Source organism: Ruegeria sp. BI11 (assembly GCF_056538005.1).
This window is the reverse complement of record NZ_JBQFSM010000003.1, coordinates 178,561-191,388: the sequence shown is the minus strand read 5'-3', so window position 1 is coordinate 191,388 and position 12,828 is coordinate 178,561. Positions and strand designations below refer to the sequence as shown.

Annotated in this window: 13 protein-coding genes; 4 read left to right on the top strand and 9 right to left on the bottom strand. The window is 58.6% G+C overall.

The window, feature by feature from the left end:
• Window positions 1–138: 138 nt before the first annotated feature.
• Together ptsP and ACR0DT_RS09320 are read right to left on the bottom strand one after the other, a co-directional pair.
• The gene (ptsP, locus tag ACR0DT_RS09325) at window positions 139–2,382 is read right to left on the bottom strand and encodes a phosphoenolpyruvate--protein phosphotransferase (protein WP_480710465.1); all 2,244 of its coding nucleotides are present in this window, start codon (window positions 2,380–2,382) and stop codon (window positions 139–141) included.
• 46 nt (window positions 2,383–2,428) lie between these two features.
• Window positions 2,429–3,667 (bottom strand): aspartate kinase, encoded by a 1,239-nt coding sequence (locus ACR0DT_RS09320; protein WP_480710464.1) that lies wholly within the window; start codon window positions 3,665–3,667, stop codon window positions 2,429–2,431.
• 164 nt (window positions 3,668–3,831) lie between these two features.
• Here ACR0DT_RS09320 and ACR0DT_RS09315 point away from each other — a divergent pair, with 164 nt between their 5' ends.
• Window positions 3,832–4,185 carry a hypothetical protein gene (locus tag ACR0DT_RS09315; RefSeq protein ID WP_480710463.1) on the top strand — a complete coding sequence of 118 codons (354 nt, stop codon included), beginning with the start codon at window positions 3,832–3,834 and terminating at the stop codon, window positions 4,183–4,185.
• On the opposite strand, the gene ACR0DT_RS09310 is transcribed toward ACR0DT_RS09315, so the two are convergent.
• From ACR0DT_RS09310 to ACR0DT_RS09290, 5 genes are all read right to left on the bottom strand, one after another.
• Window positions 4,179–4,817: an SDR family NAD(P)-dependent oxidoreductase gene (locus ACR0DT_RS09310; protein ID WP_480710462.1), complete on the bottom strand. Its 639-nt coding sequence runs from the start codon at window positions 4,815–4,817 to the stop codon at window positions 4,179–4,181. The two genes, ACR0DT_RS09315 and ACR0DT_RS09310, sit on opposite strands and share 7 nt — an antisense overlap.
• Window positions 4,818–4,820: 3 nt before the next feature.
• Window positions 4,821–5,276 (bottom strand): DUF1178 family protein, encoded by a 456-nt coding sequence (locus ACR0DT_RS09305; protein ID WP_480710461.1) that lies wholly within the window; start codon window positions 5,274–5,276, stop codon window positions 4,821–4,823.
• Window positions 5,277–5,347: 71 nt separating this feature from the next.
• Window positions 5,348–5,812 carry an NUDIX hydrolase gene (locus ACR0DT_RS09300; RefSeq protein WP_480710460.1) on the bottom strand — a complete coding sequence of 155 codons (465 nt, stop codon included), beginning with the start codon at window positions 5,810–5,812 and terminating at the stop codon, window positions 5,348–5,350.
• A 118-nt stretch (window positions 5,813–5,930) separates the two neighbouring features.
• The gene (locus ACR0DT_RS09295; protein WP_480710459.1) at window positions 5,931–6,674 is read right to left on the bottom strand and encodes an EcsC family protein; all 744 of its coding nucleotides are present in this window, start codon (window positions 6,672–6,674) and stop codon (window positions 5,931–5,933) included.
• Between the two features lie 53 nt (window positions 6,675–6,727).
• A complete protein-coding gene (locus tag ACR0DT_RS09290; protein WP_480710458.1) occupies window positions 6,728–7,222 on the bottom strand; it encodes a GNAT family N-acetyltransferase in 495 nt (164 codons plus the stop codon).
• Window positions 7,223–7,294: 72 nt separating this feature from the next.
• On the opposite strand from ACR0DT_RS09290, the gene ACR0DT_RS09285 reads away from it, so the two are divergent.
• Window positions 7,295–7,900 (top strand): flavin reductase family protein, encoded by a 606-nt coding sequence (locus ACR0DT_RS09285; RefSeq protein WP_480710457.1) that lies wholly within the window; start codon window positions 7,295–7,297, stop codon window positions 7,898–7,900.
• Window positions 7,901–7,968: 68 nt separating this feature from the next.
• On the opposite strand, the gene ACR0DT_RS09280 is transcribed toward ACR0DT_RS09285, so the two are convergent.
• The gene (locus ACR0DT_RS09280; protein ID WP_480710456.1) at window positions 7,969–9,603 is read right to left on the bottom strand and encodes a SulP family inorganic anion transporter; all 1,635 of its coding nucleotides are present in this window, start codon (window positions 9,601–9,603) and stop codon (window positions 7,969–7,971) included.
• A gap of 206 nt (window positions 9,604–9,809) precedes the next feature.
• On the opposite strand from ACR0DT_RS09280, the gene ACR0DT_RS09275 reads away from it, so the two are divergent.
• Complete coding sequence (locus tag ACR0DT_RS09275) at window positions 9,810–10,682, top strand: S-methyl-5'-thioadenosine phosphorylase (protein ID WP_480710455.1); 873 nt, start codon at window positions 9,810–9,812, stop codon at window positions 10,680–10,682.
• Window positions 10,683–10,688: 6 nt separating this feature from the next.
• On the opposite strand, the gene ACR0DT_RS09270 is transcribed toward ACR0DT_RS09275, so the two are convergent.
• Window positions 10,689–11,552: an alpha/beta hydrolase gene (locus ACR0DT_RS09270; RefSeq protein ID WP_480710454.1), complete on the bottom strand. Its 864-nt coding sequence runs from the start codon at window positions 11,550–11,552 to the stop codon at window positions 10,689–10,691.
• A gap of 227 nt (window positions 11,553–11,779) precedes the next feature.
• Here ACR0DT_RS09270 and ACR0DT_RS09265 point away from each other — a divergent pair, with 227 nt between their 5' ends.
• Entirely contained in the window at window positions 11,780–12,796 is a 1,017-nt protein-coding gene (locus ACR0DT_RS09265) for a DUF418 domain-containing protein (RefSeq protein WP_480710453.1), read from the top strand.
• The last annotated feature ends 32 nt before the right edge of the window (window positions 12,797–12,828 follow it).

Genomic DNA, 12,828 nt, shown 5'->3' with positions numbered 1-12,828 from the left:
GAAGGGCTCCTTCAGTTCTCACCTGAGCCAACATAGCACCACAGAACTGCAGCGCCCGTGACATGGGGAATGTTATCGCTAACATCTGCGATCTGAATAGGCAATGCACACGCAGAAAGCAAGCCCGGATTTGGGATGTCAGCCCTGATTGCGCAGCCACTCCATAACAGCCGGGCGCACCGATTGCTCGCCCCGGTGCCGCGCGTCCGCGATGATCTTGCGCAATGATTGCAGGTCGGCGCGCAGCAGCACGCTTTTGACCGGGCCGATCGAGGCCGGACGCATCGACAGCGTTCGGATGCCCATCGCGGCCAGACAAAGCGCCTCGACCGGGCGGCCCGCATCCTCGCCGCAGAACGACAATGGCGTGTCAGAGGTGTTGCAGCGTTCTACAATCCGCTCGATGAACGTTAAGAAACTGACATTCAGCGTGTCATAGCGACGGCGCACCAGTTCGTTTTCCCGGTCGGCAGCAAAGAAAAACTGCTTAAGGTCGTTTCCTCCGACGGAAACAAAGTCGACCTCGTCGAAGAATTTCTGCGGCGCAAAGGCCAGCGACGGGGTCTCCAGCATCGCCCCGACCTCAAGCGATTCCGGCAGGACGTGGCCCAGACGTTTTTCACGCTCGATGGTTTTGTTGACCTCCCAGCGAGCCTCGTAAAATTCGTCAGCCTGCGCCACGAAGGGGAACATGATCGATAGGGGGCGGCCATTGGCGGCTCGCAAAAGGGCCTGCAGCTGCATCCGCATCACGCCGCGCTTGTCCAGTCCTACACGGATCGCACGCCAGCCCAGCGCAGGGTTCGGTTCCGCCACGTGCTTCATATAGGGCAGAACTTTGTCGGACCCGATATCCAACGTGCGAAAGATCACGCGCTTGCCTTCAGCGGCGTCCAAAACCCGTTGATATTGCGTCACCAATTCTGATCGCTTGGGCATCTTGTTGCGGATCAGGAATTGCAGCTCGGTCCGGAACAGGCCCACGCCCTCAGCCCCCGAATTGCCCAGCGAAGGCAGATCGGCCATCAGGCCTGCGTTCATTACCAAATTGATCCGCTCCCCATCCCGCGTTACCGTCGGGGTTTCGCGGATAGAGGCGTAGCGTTCCTGCGCCTTGGCCTGCATGGCGATTTTATCGCGTACAGCCGTTGCAACGGTGTCTTCGGGGCGCAGATGGACAATGCCCTGATCCCCATCGACCAGAATGTGATCGCCGTTCAGCGCCTCGGTCGTAATCCGGCCCACATGCACCACCAGCGGGATTGCCAGTGCACGCGCCACGATGGTGGCGTGACTGCCGACCGAGCCTTCCTCAAGCACGATACCCTTCAACGACCGGCCATATTCCAGCAGATCGCCGGGGCCAATATTGCGAGCGACCAGAATCGGATCGGGCGGCAGGTCAGCACCATTTGTGTTGCCCTGCCCTGTCAGAATACGCAGCAACCGGTTGGACAGGTCATCCAGATCGGCCAGCCGCTCGCGCAAATAGGGATCAGTCACCTGACCCATTCGGGCCCGGGCCTGCGATTGCTCCTTTTCCACCGCTGCCTCGGCGCTGAGGCCCAGGGCGATGTCCTCTTCCATCCGACGCATCCAGCCCTTGGAATTGGCGAACATCCGATAGGCTTCAAGGACCTGAAGCTGCTCTTTGTCGCCGCCCTGCGAGATTTCAAGCATCTTGTCGACGCCAACGCGCAGTTCTTCGACCGCTTCATTCAAGCGCTCACGCTCGCGATGCGGATCGTCCGCAATCGGGTTGGTGACAACAACTCGGGGCTCATGCAGCCAGACATGACCTTCAGCGTAGCCTTCCTGTGCGGGACCACCGCTTAGCTGCACGGATTGCTGGTGCAGCGGCGACAGGGCCGCGCCCTCGCCGATAAAGGCACCCAGCTCGGCCATCTCGGCCAGAACCATGGCGACCACTTCTAGCGCATAGACTTCATCCGCCGAAAACTTGCGCGCCTCACGGGATTGCACCACCAGAACGCCCAGTTTTTCACCCAGCCGTTGAACCGGCACGCCCAGAAAGGATGAAAACCGTTCTTCGCCGGTTTCCGGCATATAACGGAAGCCTTTGGCCGATGGCGCGTCAGGCGTGTTCACGACCTTGCCGGATTGGGCAACGCGACCAACCAGACCCTCTCCCATGCGCATCCGAGTCTTGTGCACCGCTTCGGGTGCCAGACCTTCGGTGGCGCACAGTTCCAGCGTGTCCTCATCACGGAACAAATAGATCGAGCAGACCTCGGCCCGAATGCTGTCGGCAATCAGATGTGTGATCCGGTCAAGACGTTCCTGACCGGCGGCTTCGCTCGCCATTTCCTCGCGCAGCCGCCCCAGCAGCTTTCGGGATTCTGTTTCGGTGCCGTCCGCCATGGCCCACCCAAATTAGTGTGTCAGGCGAGATCCTTGGCTGAAATGCTCAGGCCGCCTTGTCCAGTTCAAAAGCATCATGCAGTGCCTGAACCGCAAGTTCCATGTATTTCCGATCCACAAGGACGGAAATTTTTATCTCAGAGGTTGTAATGACCTTAATGTTGATCCCCTCATCCGAGAGTACCTTGAACATTTTGGCTGCAACGCCGGACTGAGAGCGCATTCCGATACCCACAACCGAGACCTTGCAGACATCCTCATCCGCAACCAGTTCGGCATAGTTCAGCTCGCCCGCGTCTTTGATCGCCAGCAGAGCTTTTTCGGCACGTGCCACCTGATCGGTCGGGCAGGAAAAGGTCATATCCGTGCGTCCCTCGTCTGAGATATTCTGGACGATCATGTCGACGTTCACGCCCTCATCGCTGAGCGCAGTAAAGATGGTCGAGGCGATACCGGGACGGTCCGCCACCGAAACGACGGTCATCTTGGCCTCGTCGCGGGAATAGGCCACACCGGCCACAACATTGGATTCCATGATATCCTCCTCGTCAACGACCAGCGTACCGGCATCGTCGGATTGTTCTTCGAAACTTGAGAGAACGCGCAGTTTCACCTTATACCGCATCGCCAGCTCGACCGAGCGGGTTTGCAGCACCTTGGCCCCCAGCGAGGCCAGTTCGAGCATCTCTTCGAACGATATGCGGTCCAGCTTGCGCGCCTTTTCACAGATGCGCGGGTCAGTGGTATAGACGCCGTCCACATCCGTATAGATGTCGCAGCGCTCGGCGCCGAACGCGGCCGCAAAGGCCACGGCGGTCGTGTCCGACCCACCCCGACCCAACGTGGTGATACGACCTTCGGGGCTGATGCCCTGGAAACCTGCGACAACGGCCACTTTCATGCCCTCGTCGAATTTCTGGGTCAGGTTTTCGGTCGGGATTTCTTCGATCCGGGCCTGGCTGTGGGCACTGGTGGTCATCAGCGGCACCTGCCAGCCCTGCCAGCTGCGGGCCGGGATATCCATTTCCTGCAAGGTCAACGCCATCAAACCGGCGGTCACATTCTCGCCCGAGGACACTACGGCGTCGTATTCGCGCGCATCATACAACGGAGATGTCTCGTCGACCCAACCCACCAGTTCATTGGTCTTGCCCGACATGGCCGAAACGATGACGATCACGTCATAGCCCTTGGCCACCTCGACACCGATGCGTTTCGCCGCGCGGCGGATGCGGTCAAGGTTGGCAACCGATGTGCCACCGAATTTCATTACGAGTACGGGCATGGGGGTGGTCTCTCCGCGCCTTGGAATTCAGGTCCCGTGCGTCTTATGCGAGGGGGGCCGCAAGGGCAAGGGTTCAAAACTGCCCCAAGTGCCGCATGGGGCAGCTTTACATCCGGCAGCGGGGGTGCCAGCCTTAGGCGTCAAATTTTTTCATGAGGTTTTCCATGTTCCGCCTTGCCGTCGCAGCTGCTCTGCTGACTTCCCCCGCCCTTGCACAGGTTTCCACGCTGGCCGCAACCGACGGCAAAAATGCTTTGGGCACGGTTCCCTGCGCCACGGGCGGAGCGCCGCTTGACAGCTGCCATGCCGAGTTGCGCCACCATGACGACGGCACCACGACACTGGCTGTGTCATTGGGCGGTGGCGAGGTGCGCAGCATCTATTTCACCGACGGAGTGCCCAACTCCAGCAGTTCGCCCGCCAAAATCAGCCATGAGACACGTGGCGACCTGACAGTAATATTCATCGATCCGGATGAGGTCTACGAAATCCCCACTGCAGCGCTGAAACGTCAGTAAGCGTGGGGGCGACCGTCCCAGTTTTCGAAACAACCCGTTGTTTCCAGTGACAGTGCATCGAACCGTTCGATCAGGCCCTCTGCGGCCTGATCCAGGGTGATCTCAGCCTCGGGCCCGCCCATATCGGTCAGCACCCAGCCGGGATGATAAATACCAACGGCGATCCCGTCATCGCGCATATCGGTGGCCAGGTTGCGCCCCAGATTCAAGGCTGCCGCCTTTGACGCGCGATAGATATAGCTGCCCCCAGGTGCGCGGGTATGCGAGGCCATTGTCGACGAAATAATCGCAACTTTCCCCCGCGCGGCACGCAGGTTCGGCAGCAAGGCTTGCACGGTCAGAAACACGCCGGTCACATTGATGGCAAAGCTCTGCGCCCACATGTCGGCGGGATAGCCATCAATGCTCTGACCTTTTTCCAAATAAACCCCAGCATTACAGATCAGCAGATCGACAGGCTGGTCAGCCAGATGCGTGGCCACATCAGAATACTGCGCAGGGTTGGTGACATCCAGAACCACCTGCGCGCTGCCATCCCGAGCAGTGCCAGTCAATTTATCCCCGCGAGTCCGATAGTTTTTAGCCAGCGTTCGGCCAATGCCTCGATTGACCCCGGTAATAACAACATGCACGGCTTAATTGGTCTTTCGGCTGGGAACGAAAGGCAAAGGCGCTACCGGCACCCCATCGTCGATAAGGGCCTGCGCCTCTTCTGGCTTGGCCTCGCCATAGATCGCACGCTCGGGCGCATCGCCCAGGTGAATTTTCCGCGCCTCGTTGGCGAATTCCTTGCCGACGTAATCTGAGTTCTCTTCGACCTTGCGGCGCAGCTCGGTCAGTACCTTTTCAACGTCAGGAGCCGGGGCGGCCACATCTATTGTTTCGGCCTCGGGCATAGGGGCCGTGGCTTGTGTCACAGTATTGCGGGCAGGGCGGACGCGCGGCGTCATGATTGCCTTTTCAACATCAGAACACCCGCACACCGCGCATGTTACCATCCCTGAGGATGCCAGTTTGTCGTAAGCGGCTGCCGATTGAAACCAACTGTCAAATGTATGGCCGTTAGTGCATTTCAATGCGTATTGAATCATGATCTGTCCAAATGTCGGTTGCCGAATTGATACCGAGAGGCATAGCAATATCAAGCCCCGCCAAGTGTATCTTAATGTCCAATCGGCTCAAGTTTCTGTAACATTTGCCCGAGTTCAGGGAAATTGACGCGAAAGGCGGCCTTTTTAGGCGCAAACCACTGTCTCTGCCGCTGCTTGAATTCTGGAAACCGAGTTGCGACCGAAGTCACCAAAAGCGGGAATACATCCACGACACACATCACGGCACCCTTTTTTTGATGGCGTTTGCGGTAACAAAACCGCCCGATCGGGTGCGGATCGCATTCACCTTGTATACCCGCTTCTTCCCACGCCTCCTGCCGTGCGGTCTGCGACGCGGTGAGCCCATCTATCAGCCACCCTTTGGGGATGATCCATCGACCAGATTTGCGGGTAGTGATCAACAATACCTCGGGTTGGCCCTGCACAACCCGGTAGCACAGAGCAGCCGACTGCGGCAGCACTGGCAGGTGCCGGACCTTTTCGGAATCATGCGGCGAAAGCCTTGCGTCAATCACGCCGAGCCGCCTTTCATATGAATTTTGCCTGTTTGCCCGCGTTGTTTTCGCTTATTTAGCGGGCACTCGGACGATCAATACCATATGAGGCGTTTTTCTCCAAGCCTTTGAAGAAAAATCACATTCGGGCGGCGAGTTTGCGCACCAGTTCATCGTGTGGAATATCGGCGTCAACAGCCAAACGGCGCAGGCCGAAATGCACTCGGGCAATCTGCTGGTAATACCGCGTGTAGACGTAGTTGGTGCCGCCTCCGGCGATGGCCCCCAACACGGGCACGGATTGCGCTGCCAATTTCTGCCCCAACACAACCGACAACCGCGGAGCGACCGCTGCGATCAGTTTCTGCATGGCAGGCCCTGTAAGGGTCAACCTGACCGAGAAGAACCCCAGATCGGCGCCATCGTCATTGGACAAAGGCCCGGCGGCGGACAGGACGCGCACGCAATCGAATTTCACACCATCTTCTGACGGATCAAACCCTTCCCGAGCAGCCGCCCCTTGAATGGCGCGTAGCAGCATCGCGGTGGTCGCGGGTAATTCCATCAAGGCAGTGGATATGCCGCCCAGCCCTCCGGCCGCGCCCATGGCCGTAGTCACTGCGGTGTTCACCCATGGGTGTTGATCTGGCACCGCGCGCCGTGATCCTTCGGCGGCGTGCATTGCCAGCCACAGCGCCTGTTCCGTCGCCCCTGTCAGGCCCTGCCTGATTGGCTCGGGCAATTGTTCCAGCAAGGATTCAGCTGAACCGCCGAGACCATTCAACAGCTTGACACCCGGCCCTCCGGCCGTCCGGTAATACCCGGCCAGTCGGTCCAGCTCCGCCTCGGCATCCAGTTTTTCAACAAGAACCACGTCCTGCATAAACATCCTCCTGCCCTTAAGACATCGGGATTTATGATCAAGGTTTCAATAGCTCAGCGAGTCCAGCGGGTGACAAGACCGCTGACCCCATCCCAGACACCCGGGGATACTTCCAGCCCCAAAACGCGATCTGGGTTGGTCGGAGGCGGCATCTCAACCCCGCTCAGACGGGAAAACCCGAACCGGGCATAATAAGGCGCGTCGCCAACTAGCATGACCCGATCCCAGCCCAATGCTCGACCGGCTTGGATACCTTCATGAATCAAAAAACCACCCAACCCTTCGCCCTGATGGGTGGGGTGTACGGCCACCGGCCCCAGCAACAGGGCGTCGTGATCACCCACATGCACCGGCCAGAACCGGATAGCCCCCGCCAGAATGCCCTGCCCGTCACGCGCGACCAGAGACAAGCCCGCAACCGGCGGCACGCTATCACGCAGACGATAGGAAGACAGCGCCTCGCGCCCGGGCGCAAAGCACAGGTCATAGAGGGCCTCGACCTCCCACCAATCATCCGGCTCTTCCGGCCTGATCCCGAACTGCTGCACCCCGGCCCTCTTTTCCTTGCTGGCATTCGCCCTAGCACTTCGCTACGCCTTGGGCAAACGCTTGGAGTAAAGATGTTCTATCGACCCGAAGACGGCCACGGCCTGCCGCACAACCCCTTTAACGCCGTCATAACGCCCCGCCCGATCGGCTGGATTTCCAGCCGCGGCCCGGATGGGATCAACAACCTGGCACCTTATTCCTTTTTCAACGGGGTCGCCTACACACCTCCGCAGGTGATGTTCGCGTCAACGGGCACCAAGCACGATCAGGACGGCGGCAAGGACAGCGTCTCGAACATCGAAGCGACCGGCGTATTCTGCGTGAACGTGGTGGCACACGCACACCGCGATGCAATGAACGCCAGTTCAGCGGGCCTGCCCAAACATCACGACGAATTCGAACATGCTGGCCTGACACCGATTGAGTGCGAGACCATTCCCTGTGCTCGGGTCGAAGGTGCCCCGGCAGCTCTGGAATGCAAACTGACCAAGATTGTCGCTCTGCCGGGCGAAGCCAATCGGGTCGTGTTCGGTGAGGTAACCGGTATTCACCTGCGTGACGATTGCCTCAAGGACGGAATTTTTGATGTGACCACCTTCAACCCGCTCGCCCGGCTTGGGTATCGGGACTATTCTGTCGTCACTGAATTGTTTTCTCTCAACCGCCCGGACGACTGAAAGACGAGGGAGTTACCCCCGCCGCCTCTCAATCGATATCCTTAGAGATACTACACATCGTAAAATGCTTAGTGGCCGCCCAAGATTCCAGTACGAACTGAATAATCCACAGCCAGCTGGTAATCGGGATCATCGTCGCTATCGACCATCAGATGCCCTGCTTTGTTCAGCAGCTTGTGGCAATCGCGGCTGAGGTGGCGCAGCATAACTCGTTTGCCAGCGGCCTCATATTTTGCGGCAACGTTTTCGATGGCCTGCAGCGCCGATTGATCCACAACCCGGCTTTCAGCGAAGTCTACGATAACCGTGTTCGGATCGCTCGGCACATCAAACAGTTCGACAAACCCCTCTGATGAGCCAAAGAACAGAGGTCCTTGGATTTCGTAGACTTTTGCGCCTTTTTCGGTTTCAGATTCACGCGTAATCGCATGGATGCGTTTTGCGTTGTTCCACGCATAGGCCAACGCCGAAACAATCACACCGACCACAACTGCAACCGCGAGGTCTTCCATCACCGTCACGACGGTCACCAGAACAATCACGAATGCGTCCATCAACGGAACCTTGCGCATGATCTTGAACGAATTCCAGGCAAAGGTTCCGATCACTACCATGAACATCACCCCGACCAACGCGGCCAGCGGGATTTGTTCAATCAAGGGGGACGCAAACAGGATGAACACCAGCAGGAACAGCGCCGCCGCGATCCCGGCGATGCGGGTCCGTCCGCCGGATTTCACGTTGATCATCGACTGACCGATCATCGCACAACCACCCATGCCACCAAAGAACCCGGTGGCCACGTTCGCAACACCCTGTGCGATACATTCCTGCGAGGCCCCGCCGCGCTTGCCGGTGATTTCACCCACAAGGTTCAGCGTCAGCAGGGATTCAATCAGGCCGATGGCGGCAAGAATGACGGCATAGGGCAGTATGATTTCAAAGGTTTCCCAGTTCAGCGGCACCATCGGGATGTGGAACGGCGGTAAACCACCCTCGATAGAAGCCAGATCGCCGACGCGTGGAACGTCCAGACCAAAGCCGATCACCAGCGCTGCGACAACCAGAATACCCGCCAGCGGTGCAGGGATGATGCGCGTGATACGCGGCATCACCCAGATCACCGCCATGGTCAGCGCGACCAGCCCCAACATGGTGTAAAGCTGCAGACCCGAAAGCCATTCACCGCCACCAACGCCATGGCCGGTGTTTTGCATGGTGCCTGGCACTTTGAACTGGCCCAACTGCGCCAGAAAGATCACGATCGCCAGACCATTTACAAAGCCCAGCATCACCGGGTGCGGCACCAGTCGGATGAACCGGCCCCAGTGCATCGCGCCGGCGATCACCTGCAGAATTCCCATCAACACAACGGTCGCGAACAGATATTCAACCCCGTGTTCCGCCACCAGCGCCACCATCACAACGGCCAGCGCCCCAGTCGCGCCAGAAATCATGCCCGGACGGCCTCCGATCAGCGCAGTGATCAGACCAACCATAAAGGCCGCGTACAGACCAACCAGCGGGTGCACACCGGCCACAAAGGCAAAGGCCACCGCTTCGGGCACCAGTGCCAGTGCCACGGTCAAACCGGACAGCAGCTCGATCCGCAGACGCGAGGCGGTCAAGCCTTCGTCCGGCACCCAGCGAAGATCGGGTTTGGCGATACGATTGGCAAAGCTTGCCAGCATGGCTCGGGGCATGGGACGGTCCTGTTGGTCTTTTGTGTTCGCGCGAAAGGGGCCTTTTAGCGGGCAAACCCTGCCTGAGATACCGCGTCAGGCGGGACCCAGATATGCGCCAAACGCATACCGGACCATCAATCAACACAAACCGTTGAACCCACTTGCCAAATCCTTTGCTGCACCTCAGACAGTTTGCAACGTATTTTTCCAATTGGAGCACAGCCATGACCCAGACGAAAATCGCAATCATCGGCGGATCAGGTATCTACGATATTGACGGGCTGGAAAACGCGGAATGGGTTACGGTTGAAACGCCGTGGGGCGCCCCCTCGGACCAGATCCTGACCGGGTCTCTGAGCGGCGTCGAAATGGCCTTTCTGCCGCGCCACGGGCGCGGTCATGTGCATTCACCGACCGAGGTGCCCTACCGCGCCAATATCGACGCGCTTAAACGGTTGGGAGTAACGGACGTAATCTCGGTTTCTGCCTGCGGGTCCTTCCGCGAGCATATGGCACCGGGAGACTTCGTGATCGTCGACCAGTTCATCGACCGGACCTTTGCGCGCGAGAAAAGCTTTTTCGGCACTGGCTGCGTTGCCCATGTCAGCCTCGCCCATCCCACATGCCCCCGCCTGTCGGACGCTTGTGAGACTGCAGGCAAGGCCGCAGGCATTACCATCCATCGCGGCGGCACTTATTTGGCGATGGAGGGACCGCAGTTCTCTTCACTGGCCGAATCCAAGATGTATCGCGAGCAATGGGGCTGTGACGTCATCGGCATGACCAACATGCCCGAGGCGAAACTCGCCCGCGAGGCCGAGCTTTGCTATGCCTCGATCGCCATGGTCACCGATTACGATAGTTGGCATCCCGATCACGGAGAGGTCGACGTTTCTGCCATCATCGCCACACTGACCGGGAATGCAGAAAAAGGCCGGGCGCTGGTCAAAGGTCTACCCAACCTGCTGGGGGCCGAACGCGCGCCTTGCCCGCATGGATGCGATCGGGCGTTGGAATACGCGATCCTGACCGCACCCGAGAAACGTGATCCAGCGCTGCTGGCTAAGCTGGATGCGGTTGCCGGGCGGATTCTTTAACGCACGTTACTGCGCAAGCTTGCTCTGAACCTCGTCCCACAACCCATGCGACCACAGGTCGTTATGGGTGCCGTTAGGGATGACGTAAAGCTCGGCGGTGTCGCCCGACATCGCCGCCAGCGCTTGGCCGTGATGTACCGGAACGGTTTCATCCTCGGTACCGTGGAAGATCAGCGTGGGCACCGTAACGTCGGCAATAAAGTCTCGTGTCGCGAACTGATCCTTCATTAAGGCCGAGACCGGCAGAAACGGATACCGCTCGGCCGCCACATCCACAGTCGCTGTGAATGGTGCCTCAAGCACCAGAAGCTGCGCATTGGGGCGTTCCTCGGCAACTGCAGCCGCCACGCCGGTTCCAAGACTTTGGCCGTGCAGGACAACCGACGCACCCTCAGCATCCAACCGGTCGAACATCTCAATCCCGTCCGAGATCAGCGCCAGTTCCGAGGGTTCGCCTTCACTACCCGGAAAACCGCGATAGCTGGGGGCGAGCAGGCCAAAACCACTGTTCAGGATTTCCCGCAGCCGGTCAGCACGATCACCCAGATTGCCGCTTTGACCGTGAAAAAAAAGAACCGTCGGAGCACCCTCCGTAGCCGGAGGAGCAGACCATACCGTCAACACCACCCCATCGGACATCGGCAAAGAGATTACGTCAACATCGGCCAGCCCGACCTCTTTGGGGTCGGTCAACTCTCCGGAAGGTTTGTACAAAAGCGAGTCTTGATTGGCGTACATGTACCCTACGATCCCAGCGTAAATCACCACGCTGATCAGGATCAACAGGATCAACACACGTTTCAACCGCCCGTCATTTGAGCGGGACATATCTTTGAACGACTTCGAATAGTCGGGATGTGTCTGCGTCACCTTCGCCTCCAATCCTGTGATACGCCCAAGGTTGGAGGACCAGACCGGTGTTTCAAGGACGATACGCACGCTTTAACGCAATCTTTAAGTTGCGCAAACCGGGCAAGAAACACCCCATAAGGTTGGTTAGGCAGCATTAATTCTCGCAAAATGTTTATCCAGAACAGTCCGTTAAACGCAATTGTGCCACAAATACAGGTCAGTACACCCCGAAACAAAGGAGCATCATGAAACGACTCGAAGCCTTGGACGCCGCCCGGTTTTTAGCATTCTGCGGCATGGTTCTGGTGAACTTCCGCATCGCCGCGCAGGTTGCTCCGAGCAATGGCTGGGCCTCGGGCCTAATCGACGTACTAGAGGGGCGGGCCGCCGCCCTATTCGTCGTTCTGGCGGGGATCGGGTTAGGGCTTTCGAAAATCCCGTCGGGTGTGTTGTTGCGACGCGCGGTCTTTCTGTTTGGGCTTGGCCTAATAAACATGACCGTGTTCGACGCCGATATTCTGCATTTCTACGCGCTGTATTTTGTGGTCGGGGCGGCGTTTCTTACGGCTTCGGATCGTATGCTGTGGCTGGGGGCGCTGGGGATCGTTACACTGGCTGTTCTTGCCAATCTGATTTTTGATTATGAACGTGGCTGGGACTGGGCCACGCTCAGCTATGCTGACCTCTGGACCCTGCCCGGTTTTCTGCGCAATGCGCTGTTCAACGGCTGGCACCCGGTCTTGCCTTGGGCCGCCTTCCTTTTGATCGGCATGGCGATTGGGCGATCGGAGCTACACACGCTCTGCATTCAGCATCGTCTGATCATGTGGGGTTTTGGCGCCGCAGTGCTGGCCCTGTTTCCGCAAAGAATGGTTTCTGACCCAGAACTGGTTGCTTATCTAGGCACCGCATCAATTCCGCCGGGGCCATTTTATATCCTATCCGGTACCGGATCGGCCTGCGTGGTGATCGGGCTGTTGTTGAAGCTGTGGCGCAGGATCAAAACATTGCGCCTTGGTCCTGCCCTGACTGCACCGGGGCGGCAGAGCCTGACATTGTACGTGGCGCATATCCTGATCGGGATGGGGATACTGGATGAGCTGGGCTTGCTGAATGGCTCGCTCAGCCCGCCGCAGATCGTGGGCTATGCGCTTGGATTCTGCGTCTTATCCTCGGCATTCGCCCTTTTGTGGTTCCGCCGGTTCAAGCGCGGACCGCTTGAGGCGTTGATGCGTCGCGCGACCGAGCCACGAAAGGCTTGACCTCGCCGTCGCGTCGGGGCTTGGTGAGGGCA